Genomic DNA, 21,692 nt, shown 5'->3' on the forward strand with positions numbered 1-21,692 from the left:
CGTCCGCCTTCAGTTTACGACTACATCTAGCGGAATAACAAGCCTGTAATTACTACATGTGGTAAAAGCAAGGGCCATCGACCACCTGCTTTGCCTTTGGACTAATCCGCGAAGCGTGCCGATACCGCTTGGCCGTGGGCGGGGAGATCCTCTGCGTCCGACAGGCTAAGGATGTGGCCACTGACATCGCGAAGTGCTGATTTGCTGTAGTTGATCACCTGGATAGCACGCAGGAAAGTGGTGACGTTGAGGCCCGAAGAGAACGCTGCCGTACCGCTGGTGGGAAGGACGTGGTTGGATCCTGCACAGTAGTCACCAAGGCTCACCGGGCTGTAGTCTCCCACGAAGATGGCCCCCGCGTTGCGGATACGCGCCGCTACGGAGGCAGCGTCCTCCGTCATGATCTCCAGGTGCTCTGCAGCGTAAGCGTCGCAGACGGCGATGCCTTGCCCGATGTCGTCGACCAGAACCACTCCGGACTGGGGGCCCGAGAGCGCCTCGCGCACACGGTCATTGTGTTTTGTGGCAAAGGCCTGCAACTCAAGCTCTGCACGGACCGCGGCGGCCAGGGGTTCGGAATCAGTGATGAGTACCGAAGCGGCCTTGGGATCGTGTTCGGCCTGGCTGATCAGGTCCGCTGCCACGAGGGCGGGAGTAGCGCTGGAGTCTGCGAGGATGGCGATTTCCGTGGTTCCGGCCTCGGAGTCAATCCCGACTACCCCCTTCACGAGGCGCTTTGCTGTAGCCACGAAAATGTTTCCAGGCCCGGTCACCACATCTACCGGATCGAGTGCAGGCCCCGTGGATCCGCCGGGAACTCCGTACGCGAATGCGGCGATGGCCTGGGCACCACCGATGGCATACACCTCGTCGATACCCAACAAGGCTGCTGCCGCCAGAATAGTGGGGTGCGGGAGCCCGCCGAAATCCTTCTGGGGCGGCGAGGCCAGGGCGATTGACTCGACTCCTGCCGCCAAGGCGGGCACAACATTCATGATCACCGAAGAGGGGTAGACGGCAAGGCCGCCCGGAACATACAGGCCGACTCTGGCAACCGGAACCCAGTTCTGGCTTACGACTGCACCTTCGCCAAGCTCGACGTCGATACTGGCCGGCCGCTGGGCTTCCGCAAACCGGCGGGCCCTGCTGATGGACTCCTGGAGAGCGGACCTGACCTCAGGATCAAGGTTCTCCAGTGCGCGTTGCAGTTCTTCCGCGCGGACCCTCGGATGACCCTGCTCAACGCCGTCGAACGACCTGGCGAGGTCCCTGAGGGCATCAAATCCCCTGCTGCGGACGTCGCTGATGATTTCGAGTACCTTCTGCTCGGCGTCATCAGCGGTGTCGCCCTGTGCACGGGGCATGGCCGTACGTAACTGCGCCAAGGAGAGAACCTGACCCCGGAGATCAACGCTGCGGAAACTCAGCATCGGAGAAGGGGCGCCCTGGGTGGTGTCTGGAGAAGAGGTCACCCGAACATTTTACGGGCTAACTCCGGCCGGGCCGTGCCGCCGACAGGACGAAGACACAAAGACAGCCAAAGCATCAGTCAGCGATCTCTGCCGGCCGGCGCATAAGACTCACGATATTGACCACAAAGACCGACAAGGCAGTGGCGGCCGGCCACACAAGAAGCACCGGGTAGGCCCGAAGTGAGAAAGCGATGCTTGGATTTGCTGATGCATCCTCTGCCGTTCCCCACCACCCTGCGGCGAGGATCCCCACCCGCCAGGCGATCACCGATCCAACCCCTCCGCAAAGCACAGCGACCACTATGTTCCGGACCGTCGGCCCGTCCTTTCCCGAAATCAGTACTCCGGTCAGGCACCCGGCCAAGAGAAGGAGCCCAGCCAGGACCAGGTCCCGGGGCAGCCATCCGGTCGTGTTCATCCCGGATGCCAGCTCGGGATTTCCGCTCAGGAGATTAAGGCCGCTGGGGGCAAGAAGCCACCAGGCGACGCCGAGCGGGATTCCGGCAAGCAGGATCACTGCCGGCCCGATGACCGCGGTCCACCTTCGGGGAGTGGTGCGGGGCGTCTCTGGCTGTTTCATGAGGGAAACGCTAACAAAGGATCGCCCTTCTATGGCAACCGGGGCGCGGCCGGTGCCGGCGGAACGATCCCCCGCAGAGCCGGATAGGCTGGGAACCGGGTTTTTTACGTTCAGAAGCAGGGAGTTCGATCACATTGGCCCCAAATGAGGCAGCCTTTGAGGGCATGTTCCGGGAAATGTTCCGCCGCCACGCTGCCGGTGTGTCCATTATCACCGTCAATTACAACGGCGTTCCGTTCGGATTCACGGCAACGTCAGTCGCTTCGCTCTCGGCCAAGCCGCCCCGTTTCACCTTCAACATGGCCCGCAGCTCCAGTTCCTGGCCCGCGGTCGCGAACACTTCACATATAGGGCTGCATATGCTCGGACTTGAAAACCAGCCGCTGGCTGACCGGTTCGCACGAACCAAGGACCGCTTCGAGGGCGACCATTGGGCGCTCGGACCACACGACGTGCCTATTCTGAAGGATGTGACGGGCTGGCTGATCGGCAAGATCCAGATGCGGCTCTCCTTCGAGAACAATGCTGTAGTGGTGGTCGAGGTCGTGGACGGCCAGGTTGGCGAGGATGGCTCGCCGTTGCTCTACCACTCGGGCGGATATGGCCAGCCAGTCCCCCTGGACTACGAGATCTAGTTGTCGAGGCAGGTTGGCCCCAGTAGCACTTTCAGGTCCCCGAACAACGACGGTGTCGGGTTGACCCGGAGATGAACCGGCAGGCCCATCACCTCTACCCTTGTATCCCCTTGGAGAAGCAGCCGGACCTCGGACGTTCCGCGGTGGGTTCGCAACACATCGCCAAGTTCGGTGACAACAGCTTCGGTTGCTTTGTGGGTCTGCATAGTGATGACAACGGGACCGTTCATGTTGTCGCTGAGGTCCGGAACGGACAGCTCCATGCAGTTCAGCGTGACAGCACCGTCGTCGCGTTTTTGGAGCCGGCCCTTGACCACAACGATCAGGTCTTCGGCGAGCACTGAGGCGATGGGGCCGTATACCTGGCCAAAGAACATCACCTCCATGGATCCGCCAAGGTCCTCCACTTCGGCGCGGGCATAGGCATTTCCGCTGGCTTTGGCTATGCGCCTGCTCAAAGACGTGATCATGCCGGCGATAGTGATGATGGCGCCGTCGTTGGGTCCGTCCTCACCGATCACTGAGGTGATGGTCTGATCGGCATGCTGGCTTAACAAACCCTCCAGGCCCTGCAAAGGGTGATCCGAGACGTAAAGGCCCAGCATGTCCCGTTCGAAGGAGAGCTTGTCCTTCTTTTCCCATTCCGGCAGGTCCGGGATCTCGGTGGTGAGGGAGGCTTCCGGCTCCTGGTCCTCGAAGCCGGCAAAAAGGTCGAACTGGCCTATCGCCTCGTTGCGCTTCAGGGTAATGACGGAGTCGATGGCTTCTTCATGGATCATGGCCAGCGCACGACGGGGATGCCCCAGCGAGTCAAACGCCCCGGCCTTGATCAGCGATTCGATGGTCCGCTTGTTGCACACAACGGCCGGAACCTTGAGCAGATAGTCCTTGAACGAGGTGAAGGCACCCTCTGCTTCCCGGGCAGCCACCATGGCCTCAACAACGTTGACACCCACGTTGCGGATGGCGGCCATGCCGAAGCGGATGTCCGTCCCCACGGGGGTGAAGTTAACGCTGGACTCGTTGACGTCCGGGGGAAGCACCGTGATGCCCATTTTCCTGCATTCGTTGAGGTACATTGCCAGTTTGTCCTTGTCATCCCCAACGCTCGTAAGCAGGGCGGCCATGTACTCAGCCGGGTGATGGGCCTTGAGATACGCAGTCCAGTAGGAGATCACCCCGTACGCGGCGGTGTGTGCCTTGTTGAAGGCGTAGTCGGAGAAGGGAAGCAGGATGTCCCACAGCGCCTTGATAGCGGCGGCAGAATAGCCATTGTCACGCATGCCCTGGGAGAAGCCTTCGAACTGCTTGTCCAGTTCTTCCTTCTTCTTCTTACCCATCGCTCGCCGGAGGAGGTCTGCCTGGCCCAGGGAGTATCCGGCCACCTTCTGGGCGATGGCCATGACCTGCTCCTGATACACGATCAGGCCATGTGTGGTGCCCAGGATTTCCGCCAGCGGCTCTTCCAGCTCTGCGTGGATGGGCGTGATCTCCTGCAGCCCGTTCTTACGCAGTGCGTAGTTGGTGTGCGAGTTGGCACCCATGGGTCCGGGCCGGTAGAGCGCCAGCACGGCCGAGATGTCTTCGAAGTTGTCCGGCCGCATGAGTTTGAGCAGCGACCGCATGGGTCCGCCGTCGAGCTGGAAAACACCCAGAGTGTCACCGCGGGCAAGGAGTTCGTAGGAAGCCTTGTCCGTGAGTTCAAGATCCTCCAGCACGAGGTCAATGCCCTTGTTGAGCTTGATGTTCTCCACGGCGTCCGTGATGATCGTCAGGTTCCGCAGCCCGAGGAAGTCCATCTTGATCAGGCCAAGGCCCTCACACGTGGGGTAATCGAACTGGGTGATGACCTGGCCGTCCTGCTCCCGGCGCATGATCGGGATGATGTCGATCAAAGGGTCTGAGGACATAATGACGCCGGCAGCGTGCACGCCCCACTGCCGCTTCAGCCCTTCGAGGCCCAGGGCCATTTCGAAGACCTTCTGGGAGTCGGCGTCGGACTTGAGGAGCTCGCGCAGCTCATCCGCCTCCGAATAGCGCTTGGCTTCAGGATTATGCACATCGGCAAGGGCGATGCCTTTGCCCATCACATCCGGGGGCATGGCCTTGGTCAGCCGTTCGCCGGTGGAGAAGGGGTAGCCCAGGACGCGTGAGGAGTCCTTAAGTGCCTGCTTGGCCTTGATGGTGCCATACGTGACGATCATGGCCACGCGCTCGTCACCGTACTTCTCGGTGACGTACTTGATGACCTCGGACCGCCGCCGATCATCGAAGTCGACGTCGAAGTCGGGCATGGATACGCGGTCCGGGTTGAGGAACCGCTCGAAGATCAGGCTGTGCTCCAGCGGATCGATGTCCGTGATCCTCATGGCATAGGCGGCCATGGAACCTGCACCGGAGCCGCGGCCGGGACCCACGCGGATGCCGTTGTTCTTGGCCCAGTTGATGAAGTCGGCCACCACGAGGAAGTAGCCAGGGAAGCCCATCTGCACAATGACGCCGACCTCGTAGTCGGCCTGCTTTCGGACAGCGTCCGGGATGCCCTTCGGGTACCGGTACTGCAGCCCTGCTTCGACCTCCTTGACGAACCAGGACTCCTCGTTCTCGCCTTCAGGAACGGGGAACCGCGGCATGAAGTTGGCCTTGGTGTTGAACTCGACGTCGCAGCGTTCGGCAATCAGAAGGGTGTTGTCACAGGCCTCCGGGTGGTCGCTGAAGATGGCCCGCATCTCCTGGGGAGACTTGAGGTAGAACTCGTCGGCGTCGAACTTGAAACGTTTGGGATCGGCCATAGTGGACCCCGACTGGACGCACAGCAGCGCCGCGTGGCTGGCTGAGTCCTCTGCGTGGGTGTAATGCAGATCGTTGGTGGCCACCATGGGCAGGCCGAGTTCCTTGGCGAGCTTGATGAGGTCACCCTGGATGGCCCGTTCGATGTCGAGGCCGTGGTCCATCAGCTCGCAGAAGAAGTTCTCCGCTCCGAAAATGTCCCGGAAATCCGACGCCGCCTGCTTGGCTTCCTGGTACAGGCCAAGCCGGAGTTTGGTCTGAACCTCGCCAGAGGGGCACCCGGTGGTAGCGATCAGCCCCTGGCCGTAGGTCTGGAGCAGATCCCGGTCCATGCGCGGCTTGTACAGATAGCCTTCCAGCGATGCCAGCGAGGACATCCGGAAGAGGTTGTGCATTCCCTGGGTGCTTTCGGCCCACAGGGTCATGTGCGTATACGAACCTGCGCCTGAGACGTCATTGCGGCCGCCATCGCCCCAGCGCACACGGGTTTTGTCCTGGCGTGCCGTACCCGGTGTCAGATAGGCCTCCACGCCGATGATGGGCTTCACTCCCGAGTTGCGGGCCTTATTCCAGAAGTCGAAGGCCCCGAAAACGAATCCATGGTCGGTGGTGGCCAGGGAGTTCATCCCCAGTTCCTTGGTGTGGCTGAAGAGGTCGCCAAGCCGCGCGGCACCGTCCAGCATCGAGTACTCGGTGTGGTTGTGGAGATGGACAAACGAGTCGTTGCTGGAAGTCACCGAATCATTCTAGTGCCGACGTCGGACAACCTGCTTCAGGCTTGGCCCGAATCCAGGATCTCCAGTGCGTGAGCCAGGTCCTGAGGATATTCACTGGTCACGGTTACATGCTCCCCCGTCCGGGGATGGTCGAACCCGAGCTGGCGGGCATGCAGCCACTGACGGGTCAGCCCCAGGGAGGCAGCCAGCCGGGGGTCGGCACCGTATGTCAGATCTCCGGCACAGGGATGACGCAACGCCGAAAAGTGGACGCGGATCTGATGGGTGCGCCCGGTTTCGAGGTGGACTTCCACCAGCGACGCCTTCCCGAACGCTTCGAGAACCTCGTAGTGGGTGACAGAAGGACGCCCGTCCTCGATCACGGCGAAGCGCCAGTCGTGACCGGGGTGCCGGCCAATCGGTGCGTCGATGGTGCCGGCCAACGGGTCAGGGAGGCCCTGGACAACGGCATGGTAGACCTTGTCGACCGTTCGCTCCTTGAAGGCGCGCTTCAAGACTGTATAGGCATCTTCGGTCTTCGCCACCACCATCACGCCGGACGTTCCGACGTCGAGCCGGTGGACGATACCGGTCCGCTCGGGAGCACCGGAAGTGGAGATCCTGTACCCGGCACCGGCGAGGCCGCCCACGACAGTGGGACCGACCCATCCCGGAGATGGGTGGGCAGCGACTCCTACGGGTTTGTCGATGACCACAAAGTCGTCGTCGTCCAGCAGGATCTTCAGGCCTTCCACGGCTTCCTCCACGACTTCAAGCGGGTCCCGCCGTTCAGGCACGACGACGTCCAGCACGGTGCCGGGCGAGAGTTTGAGCGACTTTCCGACAGCCTTGCCTGCTGCCGTGACATTCCCCTCGGCGATGAGGGTGGCGGCCAGTGAGCGGGAGATGCCCATGAGCTTCGCAAGACCCGCATCTACACGCGTCCCGGCGAGCTCAAGCGGCACAATGACGCGTTCAGGCACTGTGATCCGTCGACTTCCTGGTGTCCGTATGAATGTGGCGCGATCCGTCCAGGCCTATTCCCTTAAGGGTCAGGATGCAGATGATTGCCACAGCGGAAACCACCGCCGAGTCAGCAATGTTGAAGATGGCGAAATTGGGCAACTGAATGAAGTCCACCACGTGCCCCATGGCAAACGAAGGTTCCCTAAAGACCCTGTCCGTCAGGTTACCCAGTGCGCCCCCCAGCAGGAGCCCCAAGGCCAGCGCCCACCAGGCCGAACCCAACCGTCGGAGCTGGAAAAGGATGGCGATCGAGACCACGGACATGATGATGGTGAAAACCCAGGTCACGTTCTCGCCAATCGAGAAGGCCGCCCCGGAGTTTCGGATGTAGTACCAGTGAAGCAGCGGGGGGAGGACAGGGATGCGTTCGCCCTCTACCATCGTGCTGGTCACCCAGAGCTTGGTCAGCTGATCAAATACATAGGCGAACACAGCGAAACCGGCAAACAGGGACATCAGCAGGAGCCGCCGTGACCTGGGCTTGGCAGGGGACGGTTGCGCAGCGTCAGGGGCGAGTTCGTCAGTCATGGGGGCTTTCATTCCGGTGCCAGCGAAATCGCTGGGAGACGGACCGCGGGTACGGGCCTGTCAGTTGCTGTCAGTTGGTTCGTGTCGCATGGACTTAATGGAAAAACCGGCGGCCAAGGAATCCCCAGCCACCGGCTTTCAGAATACTTCTTGCAACGTTAGTTGTTGGCTTCGACTTCCGGCGCCGCCACAGAACCACGGGCGTCCAGGTCGCGCAGCTGGCCTTCGATGTAGGCCTTGAGGCGTGAGCGATAGTCGCGTTCGAATCCACGGAGCTGCTCAACCTTGCGCTCCAGCACTGACCGCTGCTGCTCAAGTGCACCAAGGACCTTGCGGGACTTCTCCTGCGCGTCGTTGACGAGGCTGCTGGCTTCGATCTGTGCTTCCGCAATGATCTTGTCGCGCTGCTGCTCACCGTCGGCAACGTGCTTGTCGTGCATCTGCTGAGCCATGGCCAGGAGCCCGGCAGCAGATTCAGCCGTGGGCGTGATCCCACCGGCACCCGGAGCAGCTACGGGAACGGCTGCCAAAGCTGCAGCCTTCTCCGACTCCTGCTTGCGTGCTGCCTCAGCAGCCTTGGCCTCGGCTTCGGCCTTGGCGCGGGACTCGTCTTTGTCCGCCTTGACGGGGGCCGGCACCTTCTCTACGACGGGCGCCGCGACTGTCGACGTCGCAGGCGAGCCGGAACCGCCTTCTGCGAGCTTCTTACGAAGTTCGTCATTCTCCTGGTTCAGGCGCCGCAGTTCGACGACGATTTCGTCCAGGAAGTCGTCAACCTCGTCCTGGTCGTAGCCTTCGCGGAACTTGGTCGGCTGAAAGCGCTTGTTGACAACGTCTTCTGGCGTCAAAGCCATCTGGTCACCTCGTTGGTCTAGTTAGTCGGCGGCCTTCCGGCCGTCAAAACTACGGTACCTAAATATGGTCTCGTTCCTCTAATTCAACACGTCAGTGTCAAACCAGAGTTTTTTCACGGCTTAGCGACCCGTTTTCGGGCCTGCTTGCCAGCCGCAAGCTGTTATGAAAATTACGCGAAACCCCGGACGATTGCCATAGCGATGCTCACCGCAATGAACAACAGCAAGAAACCCAGATCCAGGGAGATCCCGCCAAGCCGCAGAGGCGGGATGAGCCGCCGCAGGAGGTTCAGGGGTGGGTCTGTGATGGAGTACACACCGTGGGCAGCCACAAGTGCGGCCCCACGGGGTCGCCATTCCCGCGCAAACATCTGGACCCAGTCAAAGACCAGGCGGATGATCAGCGCCACCAAAAAGAACAGCAGAACCAGGTAGACAAGACCGAAAACAATTCCCATGAGCTAACTCATATCTCCATGTTCATTCCGGAAACCGAGGTGTCCTGTAGAAGTCGTCTTGTCTATTTCAGCACAGATGCCAGACAGGCGGACCTGTCCGGCACCGATAACAGGGCTGCTCTAGCTCTGGTTGAAGAAGCTGGCCTGGGTCTCGCTGGCCTTCTTGTCGTCCCCGATGACCTCGATGTAGGAGGGCGAGAGGAGGAAAACCTTGTTGGTGACCCTCTCGATACTCCCCCGAAGTCCAAAGACGAGGCCGGCAGAGAAATCGACGAGCCGCTTGGCGTCGCCCTCCCCCATATCGGTGACGTTCATGATGACAGGGATGCCGTCACGGAAACTCTCACCTATGAGCTTGGCGTCATTGTAGGACCGCGGATGGATTGTGGTGATCTGGCGGAGTCCGGAGCCTTCTTCGCGGCTCGATGCCGCACGTTTAATAGGTGTCACTGGGGCACGGTACTCCTCTTCGGAGGCGTAGGACGCTTCCCGGGAGACCTCGCGGACAGGTGCCGGTGCGCGGCGTTCCTCGCGGTCATGCTCCATCGAATTGTCCTCACCCTTGTGCGATGTATGATGCTCGGACTCGTAGTGTTCGTCGCCATCAGCGAGCCCAAGATAGATCATTGTCTTGCGCAGAGCGCCTGCCATGGTCGACTCCTATCGTGTCCGTCAGCGGGCAGCTCAATTGACTTGACAGTACCGGAATCCCCGCCATTCTCATCCAGTACTTTGACGCTACCCCAACGCCGGACGCGAACCGAGAATATCCGAACCAATTCGGAGGTGTGTCGCCCCGAATTCTATGGCCGCTTCAAGATCCTGGCTCATCCCTGCGGATATGCCTGTCGCCTGAGGGTGGACTGAAGTCAGGGACGCAGAAATTCCCGCCAGCTTCGCAAAGGCTTTCCGCGGGTCACCGCCAAGCGGCGCCACGGCCATCAGCCCAGCCAGCTCAAGGCCCTCCAGCTCTGCCAGGTGGTCGGCAAGGGACCCCACGTCAGCAGGCAGGGCACCACCACGATGGCCCTGGGGGTGGTCATCGAGGTTGACCTGAATAAAGCACTTCAACGGATCACGGCTGGAACCCTCAAGCTGTGCAGCAACAGCTTTAGCCAAGGCACCTGCGATTTGAGGCCGGTCCACCGAATGCACTGCGTGGGCGTAGCGCACCACTGATTTGGCTTTGTTGCTCTGCAATTGCCCCACAAAATGCCACCGCAGCGGGAGGTCTCCCAGCAGACCTGATTTTTCTGTTGCTTCCTGGTCCCTGTTCTCTCCGAAGTCCAGGACACCCAAGGAGGCCAGGCGCCGCACATCCTCGGCGGGATGGAACTTGCTGACCACGATCAACTGGGGAGCAGTGGTACGTCCCGCCGCTGCTGCGGCTTTCCCGATCCGAAGGCGGACGGCATTGAGCCGTTCCCGGAGTTGAGAGGTTCTGGAGTCGTCCCTGTGCATTGAGGAATCACTCATGCGTCCATACCAGTCCGGCAAACCGTCCAGTGTGCCGGTTCCGGCGGTAGGAATACAGGGACTCATTCTCCAGGGTGCATTGTCCTGAGTATTCGATTGCGACGCCATCAGCTTCCAATTGGCTCCTTACGCCTGCCGGAAGATCCAACCCGGGCGTCCCCCACGAGGTCTCAGACCACGCCGCCGGAACCGTGGCTGTCACGCTATCCCTCATGCTGCCAGGGACCTCGTAGCACGAGCCGCAGATCGAGGGGCCTATCCAGGCCCGGATGTCCACGGCACCGGCGTCGCGCATCTTGTGGATTGCCCCGGGCACGATTCCCGCCGCCACACCGGGGCGTCCGGCATGGACGGCGGCAAGAATCGGCAGGGAGCCCGTGCCCGACGGCGGCTCAGCCACCATCACGACGGGGACACAGTCAGCCACCATCACCGCCAGGGGCATCCCGCGCGAGACCAGCCCATCGGCAGTAGGGACGGCTGTGTCATGTGCGTCAGCGCTGGTTTCCAAAAACAGGACATCGCTGCCGTGGACCTGATTCATGTACTGGAAGCGCCGCGGTTTGATCCCCGACGCCGCTTCCAGCAGGTCCCTGCGACGCCTGACATCAGCAGGATCATCACCCACATGCAACGCCAGGTTCCCCGCCCCGGCGTCGGTGAAGGCCACCCACGTGCCGGGACGGACTTCGGTTCGCCACGAAAACAATCAGAACACCTTCAAGCAATAGATCGGCGCCGGGTGGGCCCCGGTGGCACTCGGAAGCCTAAGCCTACGTCACGCCAGGAAGCCGAATCACTTCAGGACGCCGGCGTTACTTCAGAAAGTCGGGGACGTCCAGGTCGTCAGAATGGCTCCCGGAGTGGTCCGGTTCCACAACCGAGGGGAGGTCGACGTCGAAGCCTGAGTCGGCGGGCACAGCTGAGTGCCGCTGCTGACCCCAGTTGCTCAGGCCGGAGGCACCAATGCCTGCGTGCACCGGCTGGGCCTGCACAGGCGACGGAGCCTGCGCCGGCACTCCAACAGGAGCGGATGCCGGGACTGCCGGCCGCTGCGGTGCTGCCTGCGCAGGAGTCTGGTCCATAGAGGGCGAGGTTGCCTTGACGTCGTCGAAACCGGCTGCAATAACCGTTACGCGGGCTTCATCCCCGAGGGCATCATCGATAACCGCACCGAAGATGATGTTTGCTTCCGGGTGGGCAACCTCTTGTACGAGGCGGGCCGCTTCGTTGATCTCGAACAACCCAAGGTCAGAGCCGCCCTGGATGGACAGCAGCACTCCGTGGGCGCCGTCAATGGATGCCTCGAGCAGCGGTGACGCGATGGCGAGTTCTGCGGCCTTGACGGCGCGGTCCTCGCCGCGGGCGGAACCGATACCCATCAGCGCGGACCCCGCACCCTGCATCACGGACTTTACGTCGGCGAAGTCGAGGTTGATCAGGCCCGGGGTGGTGATGAGGTCGGTGATGCCCTGGACACCGGACAGCAGGACCTGGTCAGCGGAGCGGAAAGCATCCAGGACAGAGACGTTCCGGTCGCTGATGGAGAGCAGGCGGTCGTTGGGAATCACGATCAGGGTGTCAACCTCGTCGCGGAGGGCGTCAATTCCAGCTTCGGCCGAGCCTGCACGGCGGCGGCCTTCGAAGGTGAACGGGCGGGTAACAACACCGATTGTCAGGGCACCGAGGGAACGGGCAATCCGCGCCACAACGGGGGCGCCACCGGTACCTGTGCCGCCGCCTTCGCCAGCGGTGACGAAGACCATGTCCGCGCCGCGGATGACCTCTTCGATTTCGTCAGCGTGATCCTCGGCGGCCTGCTTGCCGACCTCAGGGTTGGCCCCGGCGCCGAGGCCACGGGTCAGCTCGCGTCCAACGTCAAGCTTGACGTCAGCGTCACTCATGAGCAGGGCCTGGGCATCTGTGTTGATCGCGATAAATTCCACGCCGCGCAGACCTACCTCGATCATGCGGTTGACTGCGTTCACGCCACCGCCGCCGATGCCGACGACCTTGATGACGGCCAAGTAATTCTGCGGAGCTGCCACGTTACGTGTCCCTTGTTCGTGTCCTGATGCGAAACCTGATGGAGTCTAGCTTGAAGCTTTCAACCTTAACCCTCGACCTGAGGGTTATAGTTATGTCAACTAACTCATGCTTGTGACGCTATTTCCTCTGCTTGCCACATTCAAATACCACCACCGCGTGTCGTCGGAATACCCCCGAAATAGTGCTCTTTAGCGGGTTACGGGGTGCCTGGGGACGCTGACGTCGTAGACACTGACGGGGTTCTTCGGGTCAGCCGGCACCTTGAGCAGCGCCTCCAGCACCTTCGCTTTGAGCTCCTTCTCCCCCGCGTTTCCCCAGACGATGGTTTGCCCGTCCACGAGCTTGAGCTCAACGGCGTCCACGGACTTTGCCGAGGCATCTGAAAGCTCTGTCAGCACGTCGGCCGGGAGGGCACCCAGCACACCTGTGATGGCATGGAACAGATCCTTGCCCATGGCCCCGCCGCCGCCGTCGATGACGGGTAGCTGGATACTGGACGGATCCGTGGTGCTGCTGAGCTGGACGCCCTCGATGTCGACGAGTTGAAAAGTCTCGCCTTGCTTAAGGAGTGCCACAGGGACGCGCTCCTGAACCTGGACCAGCAGCCCTGAAGGAGGCCTGGCCTGCGTCGTAACATCCTTGATCTGGACAAGTGGCTGCAGCAATGCACTGACCTCGGAGTCACTTACCTGCGGCAGGGGCTTGCCCTCCAGAGGTTCCAACGCCGTCTGGATCTGCTCAGTTGTCAGCATCTTGGTGCCCTGGACCGTGATGGTCCTGACCGCAAGCGCCGGGGAGTAAATGGCGGCGACGAGCAGCCCGGCCACCAACGCTGCAACGATGCAGGCCGTAATGATGATGTTCCGCCTGATCCGCCTTGCCCTGGGCTCAGGAAAGCTGACCACATTGTCCGGGAGTGGCGCGGAAGGCTGATCGCCCGGTTCGTCCGCAGATTTGGATGCCGAAATGATCCCGGAACGTTGCCGGTCGCCAACCGTTTGCGGCCTGCCAACGGGTGGTTTGCCAGACGGACCTTTATCCACGGATGGTTTGCTGCCGGAGCGCTTGTACGTTGGCCTCCGGGTGCTAGCCACTCAGCGCCTCCACAATGAGTGGGCCATAAGCCGTGACGTCCCCCGCACCCGCTGTCAGGATGACGTCGCCGGGTTGGGCCGCCGCCGTCAACTGGGATACTGCTTCGGTTCCGGCCCCTACAAGCCTGCCGCCTGCCTCAAGGTACTGCGCAATCAATTGGCTGCTGACGCCGGGGATAGGATCTTCGCGCGCCGGGTAGATGTCCAGCACCAGGGCGGTGTCGGCCAGGTTGAGGGCTTCCGCAAAGTCGCGCGCAAACTCCCGGGTCCGGGAGAACAAATGAGGTTGGAAGAGCACATGCACCTTGTGGGTTCCGGCCACCGAACGGGCAGCCGACAATGCCGCGCGGACCTCGGTGGGGTGATGCGCGTAGTCATCGTAGACCCGAACAGCGCGGCCTTCACCCTTGAATTCGAATCTCCGGGACGCACCGGAAAAGTCAGCCAGGGCAGTGGCTGCCAGCTGTGGTTCAATACCAAGTTCACGGGCCACGGCAAAGGCAGCTGTCGCATTCAGGGCATTGTGCAGCCCAGGCACTTTGAGGTCCAGCTTAAAGCATCCCTCAGGCGTCGATAACCAGCTGCCGTCCGGACCACCGTGGTGCAAGCGGACCTCACAGTCCTCAGCGGTTCCGTAGAGGAGGACCCGGGTTGCGCCTCCCGCCCTTGTCCGCTCCGTCAGGGCGCGTGCGCCGTCGTCGTCACCGCAGGCAATCAATAAACCATCAGCCGGAAGGAGCGCCGCGAATCGATCAAACGATTCATAGACTGCCTCCGGTGTGCCGTAATGGTCCAGATGATCCGCTTCCACGTTGGTAACCACGGCAATCCGTGGCCGGTAGTTCAGGAAGGAGCCATCAGACTCGTCCGCCTCCGCAACGAAGACCTTTGATGCCCCGTGGGCGGCATTGACGCCGAGGGCGGGTACGTTGGCACCGATTGCATAGGATGGATCGAGCCCTGCCCCCTGGAGCAGCACGGTCACCATGGAGGTAGTGGTCGATTTTCCGTGCGTGCCGGCAACCGTCACCACGTCATCATCAGCCATCAGCGCAGCCAGGGCCTGAGAGCGATGCAGTACGGCGATGCCCCGGTTGCGTGCTGCTGCAAGCTCGGGATTGTCCTCCCGGATGGCGGATCCGGAGACCACCGTGTCGGCGTCCCCGAGGTTTGCCGCTTCATACCCGACGGCGATGCGCGCCCCTGCAGCTGCCAACTCGGCCATCACAGGAAGATCTTTGGCATCGGAACCGCTCACTGCCACCCCACGGGCAACCATGATCCGGGCAACCGCTGACATTCCCACGCCTCCGATGCCGATGAAATGGACCTTGCCGAGGGATTCCTGCTTCCGCGGCTCAATCATCAGCCCGGGTTGATTCATCGGTTTACCGCTTCCAGGACGAGGCCGGCCATCAGCTGATCGGCGTTTCTGATACCAAGTTGTTGGGCTTGCGAGGCCATCCGGCCGAGGCGTTCCGTGTCAGACAGCAACGGAACGATCTCCTTGCTGACCCACTCGGGGGTGAAGTTCTTATCATTGACCGACAGGGCCGCTCCGGCATTCACCAGGCTTGAGGCGTTCAGGGCCTGCTCCCCGTTCCCAATAGGCAAAGGAACGAATACAGCCGGCAAACCCACAGCGGCCACCTCGCAAACGGTGGCGGCTCCAGCGCGGGCAAGGAGCAGATCGGCTGCCGCATAAATGGTCTCCATGCCGTCCACGAATTCGATTTGCCGGTAGCCCTCCGCCTCCAACGGACGGCCATTCGAATCCTGCAGGGACTTTCCCCTGCCGGTGATGTGGAGCGTCTGGATGCCAGCTTCCGCCAGTAGGTGGAGGGATGCTGCGATGGTGCGGTTGATGCTCTGGGCGCCCAAGGAACCACCGGTGACGATCAGGGTAGGGCGCTCAGGGTCCAGTCCAAGCGACAACCTCGCCTCCCGCCGCGCTGATGTCCGGTCGAGCCCGGAGATCTCCGGGCGCATCGGCATGCCGACATGCCGTGCGCCCTGAAGCCTGGTCTGCTCGAAGGCGACTGCGACATGGTTGCTGAGCCGGGCACCGATGCGGTTTGCCAGTCCGGGCCTGGTGTTGGCTTCATGCAGGACGATCGGGATCCTGCGCCGCCAGGCGGCGAGGTACATCGGAGTGCAGACATATCCACCCACTCCCACCAAAACATCGGCACCGGTATCGTCCAATATCTTTCCCGCCTGCCCGACTGCAGCAGCCAGACGCCCAGGAAGGCGGAGGAGGTCCAGCGACGGCTTGCGAGGAAACGGGACTCTGTTTATTGTCGCAAGTTCAATTCCTGCAGCCGGGACAAGTCGTGTTTCCATACCGCTTGGCGTCCCGACGGCGAGGAGCCTGGCTTCGGGACGTGCTTGCCGCAGAGCGTTGGCGATGGCAAGGAGCGGGCTGACGTGCCCGGCCGTTCCACCGCCGGCGAGGACCACGGACAGGGAGGAGGACTTCGGGTTCATTGGAATGCTATTTCCGCTTTCGTGGGGAGTTTTTGCGTCCGGCCTTTGCCCGGGCCGGAAGCAGCCGTTTGGGCTGGATACCGGGTGCCATCTGGGCCCTCGCCAACGACAACACTACGCCGATGGCACATAGTGACATCAGCAAGGCCGAGCCACCGTAGGAAATAAACGGAAGGGGCACGCCGATCACGGGAGCCAGGCCTGTGACGACGGCCATGTTGACCGTTGCCTGTCCCAGCAGCCAGACCATGATGGTTCCCGCCAATACCCGGTGGAACATGTCTTCCTGGGCCACCACTACCCGATAGATGGCTGCGCCGAGGATGGCAAAGAGGACCAGCACAACGAGGGTACCGACCAGGCCGAGTTCTTCTCCGATGATGGCAAAAATGAAGTCGTTGTGGGCCTCCGGGATCCAGCTGTACTTTTGCCTGCTTTGGCCGAGCCCTACTCCAAGCCAGCCACCCGAGGCCAGGCCGTAGAGGCCGTTCGTGGATTGGTAGTTGGCATCGCTGCCGTTGGTGCAGGCCCCGCCAGTCCACCAGGAGGTGATGCGGCACATGCGGTTGGAGCTGGTGAGTGCCATGACGGCGGTACCTGCCGCGGCAACCAGTCCGGCGAAGCCGAAAAGGTAAAGCGGCACGCCGGCAAAAAAGAGTGCCGCAGCAGTAATCATCATGATGATCATGGCTGTGCCGAGGTCATTGCCCAGGACAACCAGGCCGATGATGATGCCGGCGAGGGGCACAGCGGGGATCAGGGCGTGCTGCCAACGGTGGAGGAGCTTCCTTTTCATCGCCAGAACAGTGGCCATCCAAAGGGCCAGAGCCAGCTTGGCGGCCTCGGAGGGCTGGAAAGTGATGCCGCCCAGATCAATCCAGTTCTTGTTGCCGTTGACCTCGTCGCCGATCACCTGGACCAGGATGAGGAGGACCAGCGCAATGCCCACTCCGGGCCAGGCAAAACGCTTGAGCCAGACGACATTAACGCGCGAAAGGATAAACATGAAGAACAGGCCGATGACGGCGAACATGCCCTGCTTGAGGGCGGCGGAATAAGGTGACTCACCTGCCGCGATCGCTTCCACGCTTGAGGCAGAAAGGACCATCATGATGCCGATGGCAGTAAGGGCCAGCGTAGAACCCAGGATGAGGTAATACGTGGAGCCGTTGCGGGACGTGCCGGTCCCCTCAAGTACTGACCAGAAGCGACGGTATCCATTCCGGACTTTGACAGGAAGGGATGTGTTGGCCTGCCGCGCCGTCGAAGCCTGCCGCGGCTTTGCCCCGCCCGCCGTTCCGGTGGTGCGTGTTGGCGTGCTGGCCATTCTTACTCCTCGCCGGTCCGGGCCTGCCCTTCCACGAGCTCGCTAACGGCCTCGATGAAAGCGTCGCCACGGTGAGCGTAGGAAGAGAACTGATCCATGGAAGCAGCCGCCGGCGCCATGAGCACGGTATCGCCCGGTGAGGCGATCTGGGCCGCCGTCGCAACGGCTTTCGCCATCACGTACCTGCCGGAGTCCAGCCCGGAACCCGTGGAGGCACCACCCGTTCCGGCAGTCTGCGTATTGTCAGTGTCGCCCGTTTCAGCCCTGATCACCGGAACATCCGCAGCGTGTCGCTCAAGGGCGGCCGAAAGGTCAGTCACATCCTCGCCTATGAGGACCACAGCTTTGAGGCGGTGCGAATTTTCCCGCACAAGGTCGTCATAGCTGACGCCCTTCGAGAGCCCGCCGGCAATCCAAACGACGTTCTGGAAAGCCCCCAGTGATGCCGCCGCAGCATGGGGGTTGGTGGCTTTGGAATCATTGATCCACAGGACATCGTCATAGCGGGCCACCAGCTGGATGCGATGATCGCCGGGAATGTAGTTCCGAAGGCCCTGGCGGACTGCCGACGCGTCCACACCATACGCCCGCACGAGGCCTGCGGCGGCGAGGGCATTTGCCACCATGTGGCGCGGTGCCACCGGCCCAAGATCGGATCGGGCAGCAAGCTCAGCGGCACTGTCCTTGCGTTCAGCGATGAAGGCGCGGTCTACCAGGAGCCCTTCAACCACGCCCAGCATGCTGACGGCAGGGGTTGTTGTGGTGAAACCGATGGCGCGGCAGCCTTCCACGACGTCCGCGTTTTCGACCATCCGTTCGGTTTCGACCTGTTCGGCGTTGTAGATGCAGGCGACCCGGGTCCGCTCATAGACCTTTGCCTTGTCCGCAAGGTACGAATCGTAGGAGCCGTGCCAGTCAACGTGGTCTTCGGCCACGTTGAGGCACACGCTTGCAAGGGGGGAAACGGACTCGCTCCAGTGCAACTGGAAGCTTGAGAGTTCGACGGCCAGGACGTCGTATTCCACGGGGTCCCGGAGTGCATCAAGGATGGGGGTTCCCACATTTCCCACGGCGATGGCCTTCAGCCCTGCAGCCTGCAACATGGACTCTGTCAGTCCCACAGTGGTGGTCTTACCGTTAGTGCCGGTGATGGCGAGCCACTCCGCCGTCTTGCGCCCCGCGCGTTCACGTACACGCCAGGCGAGTTCGACGTCGCCCCAGACGGGGATGTGCGCGCGTGCAGCAGCCGCCAGGAGGGCCTGGTCAGGCCGCCAGCCGGGCGAGGTGACGATGAGGTCAGGTACTTCGCCGTCCACCCGGGGCACGGACTGAACGGCATCTTCCCCGAGGAGGATGTCGGCGGCGCCCACGATCTTCAGGGTGTCAGCGTGCGCCTGCGCCTTTGCACTCGTTGAGGCATCCACAACGACTACCCTTGCGCCCAGTTCGATGAGGGTGTCGGCTGCCGCAAAACCCGAAACGCCTATGCCAGTGACAACGACACGGAGCCCGGCCCAGTCTGAATCCCAGCTGACAAGGTCTTTGAGCCTCAGCAGGTTCGCTGACCGGGCTGCGGGGTTAAGTCCGCGGATCAGTGCGTTCACAGCAGCACTACCCATTCCGCGTAGAAGATTCCCAAGCCAGCGGCCACGCATAGGCCCCCCAGTATCCAGAACCGGACCACGACAGTGACCTCGGCCCATCCCTTGAGTTCGAAGTGATGCTGCAGCGGAGCCATTTTGAAGAAACGCTTGCCCTTGGTGGCCTTGAAATAGCCCACCTGGATGATCACTGACAGCGTGATCAGGACAAACAGCCCTCCAATAAAGGCCAGGAGAAGTTCCGTCCGGGAGAGAATGGCAAAGCCTGCCACGGCTCCACCGATGGCGAGCGATCCCGTGTCTCCCATGAAGATTTTGGCCGGGGAGGTGTTCCACCACAGGAAGCCGACCAACGCGGCGCTCATGATGGCCGCGAGCAGGGCCAGATCCAGCGGATCACGGACCGAATAGCAACCGGCGCCGGCCTGTCGTGGCGAGCCGCATGCCTGGTTGCTTTGCCAGATTCCCATGACAGTGTAAGCGCCGAAGACCATGACGGAAGCCCCAGCGGCCAGCCCGTCCAGCCCGTCAGTCAGGTTGACGCCGTTGGTCGCCGCAGTCACGATCAGGTTCGACCAGATCACGAACAGAATGGCCCCGATGACCGTTCCACCGAAGGCGAGGTTGAGCCAAGGGATGTCACGTACCAGCGAAATATGAGTTGATGCAGGGGTGACGCCATCCGCGTCCGGAAATCCCAATGCCATGACGGCGAACGCTACGCCCACTACGCCCTGGCCGATAAGCTTGGCGGCAGGGTTCAGGCCCAGGCTGCGCTGCTTCGAGATCTTAATGTAGTCATCCAGGAAGCCCACCAGACCCATGCCGACGGCAAGGAACAGCAGCAACAGCGCAGATGCGGAGGGCCCGGGCGAACGCGGATTCATCATCCACATGATGAGGTGGGTCAGCCCATAGCTCAGGATGACTGCAAAGACCACCACCGTTCCGCCCATCGTTGGCGTGCCACGTTTGGTGTGGTGGGACGTGGGTCCGTCATCCCGGATGAACTGGCCGTAGCTCTTGTGCACGAGCAGGCGGATGAACAGCGGCGTACCCACCAATGCGAACAGGAGGGCCAAGCCAGCGCCGATCAGCAGTGCGATCACAGCAGTTCGCTCCCTTCGTTGGCGGTTCGAGTGGCGGTTGCCGGGGCATGTGGGGGTAATGCTATCCGATCGCCCAAGTGCCTTAGTCCAATGCTGTTGGACGACTTGAAGAGAACGAGGTCCCCGGGGCGGAGTTCAGATTGGAGCAGATCGTACGCTTCATCGGCTGTCTCGGTGAAAACACATTCGTCGCCCCAGGACCCCTCCTGGACCGCCGAGACATACAACGACCGGGCCTCCCGGCCGACCACGACAAGGCGGGAGATGTTCAGGCGCACCACTTGCGTACCAACGGCGGTGTGTTCGCGGATCGAGTCGGGTCCGAGTTCAAGCATGGCTCCCAGGACAGCCCAGGTGCGCCGCCCTTGCCCCAGGTCCGCAAGGGTCCTCAACGCCGCACGCATGGACTCGGGATTGGCATTGTAGGCGTCATTGATGATGGTCACGCCATCGGGACGCTCCGTGCGTTCCATCCGCCACCGGCTGGCGGCGGTCTGCGAACTGAGCGAACGGGCAATCTGCTGTCCTGCAATCCCTGCAGCGTGCGCTGCCGTGGCAGCGGCCAGCAGGTTGGTGACGTGATGAGCCCCGATCAGCTGGCTTGACACATGAAACCCTTGGCTTTCGCCAGGAAGGGACAGGAGGAACTCAGGATTTCCAGCGCTGCTGGTTTCAGCGTCGACCGCCTGTACGTCTGCCTTCCTGCCCTGCCGTTCCGGCTGCGCCGAGAACCCAAGGACCGAAGAGGAGGTGCGGTTCTCCATGGCGGCCACTCGCTGATCATCGAGGTTAATCACGCCGATGCCGGCCTCAGGAAGTGCTTCCAGCAACTCCCCCTTGGCCTTGGCAATGTTCGCCACTCCGCCGAATTCTCCTGCGTGGGCCGTGCCAACTCCAAGGACCACTCCGATGTCCGGCCGAACCATGTCTGCGAGGTAGCGGATGTGCCCGACGCCGGTGGCCCCCATCTCGATAACAAGGTAGCGGGTTTCATAATCGGCTTTGAACACGGTGAGGGGAACACCTACCTCCCCGTTGTAGGAGCCCTGCGGCGCTACCGTTTTACCCTCGGCGGCCAGGATCCCCGCAAGCAGGTCCTTGGTGGTGGTCTTGCCGGCTGAGCCTGTGATGCCAATGACCGTCAGCCTGGTGCCCTCGGCCTCACGGTATGCGCGGATCCGGCGCACGGACTCCGCGGCCAGCGCTCCCATGGCCAGCACGGCATCGGAAACAACGACGGCGGGATACGGGCTACCGGTGGCGTCGGCAATGTCATGCTCTACGAGCGCGAGCACAGCGCCACGATCAAAGGCCGCGCCAACGAAGTCATGCCCGTCCGCGTTTTCCCCCGGTTTCGCGACGTAGAGGGACCCGGGAGAGGCTTCGCGGGAATCCGTCACGACAGAAAGAGGCTTGATGGCGGGATCGGCGGCGAGGCGGCCGTTTGTTATGTTGGCAATTTCAGCCGCAGTTAATGCAATCATCTCGGT

Annotated in this window: 19 protein-coding genes; 1 reads left to right on the forward strand and 18 read right to left on the reverse strand. The window is 61.9% G+C overall.

The window, feature by feature from the left end:
• Positions 1-101 precede the first annotated feature (101 nt).
• Positions 102-1,472, reverse strand: coding sequence for a histidinol dehydrogenase (gene hisD / locus RIN13_RS01690; RefSeq protein ID WP_309105597.1), 1,371 nt, complete (start codon positions 1,470-1,472; stop codon positions 102-104).
• Positions 1,473-1,545: 73 nt separating this feature from the next.
• On the reverse strand, positions 1,546-2,052 hold the full coding sequence (locus tag RIN13_RS01695; RefSeq protein ID WP_309105598.1) for a hypothetical protein: 507 nt from the start codon (positions 2,050-2,052) through the stop codon (positions 1,546-1,548).
• Between the two features lie 164 nt (positions 2,053-2,216).
• On the opposite strand from RIN13_RS01695, the gene RIN13_RS01700 reads away from it, so the two are divergent.
• The gene (locus RIN13_RS01700) at positions 2,217-2,687 is read left to right on the forward strand and encodes a flavin reductase family protein (protein ID WP_309105669.1); all 471 of its coding nucleotides are present in this window, start codon (positions 2,217-2,219) and stop codon (positions 2,685-2,687) included.
• On the opposite strand, the gene dnaE is transcribed toward RIN13_RS01700, so the two are convergent.
• The 16 genes from dnaE to murF all read right to left on the reverse strand — a co-directional run bounded on the left by dnaE (position 2,684) and on the right by murF (position 21,686).
• The gene (dnaE, locus tag RIN13_RS01705; protein WP_309105599.1) at positions 2,684-6,214 is read right to left on the reverse strand and encodes a DNA polymerase III subunit alpha; all 3,531 of its coding nucleotides are present in this window, start codon (positions 6,212-6,214) and stop codon (positions 2,684-2,686) included. The genes RIN13_RS01700 and dnaE overlap by 4 nt on opposite strands.
• Before the next feature lie 35 nt (positions 6,215-6,249).
• Positions 6,250-7,176 (reverse strand): RluA family pseudouridine synthase, encoded by a 927-nt coding sequence (locus RIN13_RS01710; protein WP_309105600.1) that lies wholly within the window; start codon positions 7,174-7,176, stop codon positions 6,250-6,252.
• A complete protein-coding gene (gene lspA, locus RIN13_RS01715; protein ID WP_309105601.1) occupies positions 7,169-7,747 on the reverse strand; it encodes a signal peptidase II in 579 nt (192 codons plus the stop codon). Before lspA ends, RIN13_RS01710 begins: the two co-directional genes overlap by 8 nt.
• A 158-nt stretch (positions 7,748-7,905) precedes the next feature.
• The gene (locus tag RIN13_RS01720) at positions 7,906-8,601 is read right to left on the reverse strand and encodes a DivIVA domain-containing protein (protein WP_309105602.1); all 696 of its coding nucleotides are present in this window, start codon (positions 8,599-8,601) and stop codon (positions 7,906-7,908) included.
• 170 nt (positions 8,602-8,771) lie between these two features.
• The gene (locus tag RIN13_RS01725) at positions 8,772-9,059 is read right to left on the reverse strand and encodes a YggT family protein (protein WP_309105603.1); all 288 of its coding nucleotides are present in this window, start codon (positions 9,057-9,059) and stop codon (positions 8,772-8,774) included.
• Positions 9,060-9,179: 120 nt separating this feature from the next.
• Positions 9,180-9,710 (reverse strand): cell division protein SepF, encoded by a 531-nt coding sequence (locus tag RIN13_RS01730; protein ID WP_309105604.1) that lies wholly within the window; start codon positions 9,708-9,710, stop codon positions 9,180-9,182.
• A gap of 87 nt (positions 9,711-9,797) precedes the next feature.
• The gene (locus RIN13_RS01735; RefSeq protein ID WP_309105605.1) at positions 9,798-10,535 is read right to left on the reverse strand and encodes a YggS family pyridoxal phosphate-dependent enzyme; all 738 of its coding nucleotides are present in this window, start codon (positions 10,533-10,535) and stop codon (positions 9,798-9,800) included.
• On the reverse strand, positions 10,528-11,244 hold the full coding sequence (locus RIN13_RS01740) for a polyphenol oxidase family protein (RefSeq protein WP_309105606.1): 717 nt from the start codon (positions 11,242-11,244) through the stop codon (positions 10,528-10,530). Before RIN13_RS01740 ends, RIN13_RS01735 begins: the two co-directional genes overlap by 8 nt.
• Before the next feature lie 106 nt (positions 11,245-11,350).
• Positions 11,351-12,583, reverse strand: a complete 1,233-nt coding sequence (gene ftsZ, locus RIN13_RS01745) for a cell division protein FtsZ (RefSeq protein ID WP_309105607.1) — start codon at positions 12,581-12,583, stop codon at positions 11,351-11,353.
• 189 nt (positions 12,584-12,772) lie between these two features.
• Positions 12,773-13,678, reverse strand: coding sequence for an FtsQ-type POTRA domain-containing protein (locus tag RIN13_RS01750; RefSeq protein ID WP_309105608.1), 906 nt, complete (start codon positions 13,676-13,678; stop codon positions 12,773-12,775).
• Positions 13,671-15,062: a UDP-N-acetylmuramate--L-alanine ligase gene (gene murC / locus RIN13_RS01755; RefSeq protein WP_309105609.1), complete on the reverse strand. Its 1,392-nt coding sequence runs from the start codon at positions 15,060-15,062 to the stop codon at positions 13,671-13,673. The genes RIN13_RS01750 and murC overlap by 8 nt, the downstream gene beginning before the upstream one ends.
• Complete coding sequence (gene murG / locus RIN13_RS01760) at positions 15,059-16,165, reverse strand: undecaprenyldiphospho-muramoylpentapeptide beta-N-acetylglucosaminyltransferase (protein WP_309105610.1); 1,107 nt, start codon at positions 16,163-16,165, stop codon at positions 15,059-15,061. Before murG ends, murC begins: the two co-directional genes overlap by 4 nt.
• A gap of 7 nt (positions 16,166-16,172) precedes the next feature.
• Positions 16,173-17,492 carry a putative lipid II flippase FtsW gene (ftsW, locus tag RIN13_RS01765; RefSeq protein ID WP_309105611.1) on the reverse strand — a complete coding sequence of 440 codons (1,320 nt, stop codon included), beginning with the start codon at positions 17,490-17,492 and terminating at the stop codon, positions 16,173-16,175.
• 2 nt (positions 17,493-17,494) lie between these two features.
• Positions 17,495-19,111 carry a UDP-N-acetylmuramoyl-L-alanine--D-glutamate ligase gene (gene murD, locus RIN13_RS01770; RefSeq protein ID WP_309105612.1) on the reverse strand — a complete coding sequence of 539 codons (1,617 nt, stop codon included), beginning with the start codon at positions 19,109-19,111 and terminating at the stop codon, positions 17,495-17,497.
• On the reverse strand, positions 19,093-20,202 hold the full coding sequence (gene mraY, locus RIN13_RS01775) for a phospho-N-acetylmuramoyl-pentapeptide-transferase (RefSeq protein ID WP_247045104.1): 1,110 nt from the start codon (positions 20,200-20,202) through the stop codon (positions 19,093-19,095). The genes murD and mraY overlap by 19 nt, the downstream gene beginning before the upstream one ends.
• A complete protein-coding gene (gene murF / locus RIN13_RS01780) occupies positions 20,199-21,686 on the reverse strand; it encodes a UDP-N-acetylmuramoyl-tripeptide--D-alanyl-D-alanine ligase (protein ID WP_309105613.1) in 1,488 nt (495 codons plus the stop codon). The genes mraY and murF overlap by 4 nt, the downstream gene beginning before the upstream one ends.
• Positions 21,687-21,692 lie beyond the last annotated feature (6 nt).

The sequence above is a fragment of the Arthrobacter sp. genome (genome assembly GCF_031179985.1).
Classification (GTDB): Bacteria; Actinomycetota; Actinomycetes; order Actinomycetales; family Micrococcaceae; genus Arthrobacter.

What these genes read in the sequence shown, in the direction of transcription:
- RIN13_RS01700 (WP_309105669.1), top strand. Translation starts at nt 2,217, where the DNA reads ATGTTCCGGGAAATGTTCCGCCGCCACGCTGCCGGTGTGTCCATTATC.
- RIN13_RS01730 (WP_309105604.1), bottom strand. Translation starts at nt 9,710, where the DNA reads ATGGCAGGCGCTCTGCGCAAGACAATGATCTATCTTGGGCTCGCTGAT.
- murD (WP_309105612.1), bottom strand. Translation starts at nt 19,111, where the DNA reads ATGGGTAGTGCTGCTGTGAACGCACTGATCCGCGGACTTAACCCCGCA.
- lspA (WP_309105601.1), bottom strand. Translation starts at nt 7,747, where the DNA reads ATGACTGACGAACTCGCCCCTGACGCTGCGCAACCGTCCCCTGCCAAG.
- RIN13_RS01720 (WP_309105602.1), bottom strand. Translation starts at nt 8,601, where the DNA reads ATGGCTTTGACGCCAGAAGACGTTGTCAACAAGCGCTTTCAGCCGACC.
- murC (WP_309105609.1), bottom strand. Translation starts at nt 15,062, where the DNA reads ATGAATCAACCCGGGCTGATGATTGAGCCGCGGAAGCAGGAATCCCTC.
- murG (WP_309105610.1), bottom strand. Translation starts at nt 16,165, where the DNA reads ATGAACCCGAAGTCCTCCTCCCTGTCCGTGGTCCTCGCCGGCGGTGGA.
- RIN13_RS01725 (WP_309105603.1), bottom strand. Translation starts at nt 9,059, where the DNA reads ATGGGAATTGTTTTCGGTCTTGTCTACCTGGTTCTGCTGTTCTTTTTG.
- murF (WP_309105613.1), bottom strand. Translation starts at nt 21,686, where the DNA reads ATGATTGCATTAACTGCGGCTGAAATTGCCAACATAACAAACGGCCGC.
- ftsW (WP_309105611.1), bottom strand. Translation starts at nt 17,492, where the DNA reads ATGGCCAGCACGCCAACACGCACCACCGGAACGGCGGGCGGGGCAAAG.
- RIN13_RS01735 (WP_309105605.1), bottom strand. Translation starts at nt 10,535, where the DNA reads ATGAGTGATTCCTCAATGCACAGGGACGACTCCAGAACCTCTCAACTC.
- RIN13_RS01695 (WP_309105598.1), bottom strand. Translation starts at nt 2,052, where the DNA reads ATGAAACAGCCAGAGACGCCCCGCACCACTCCCCGAAGGTGGACCGCG.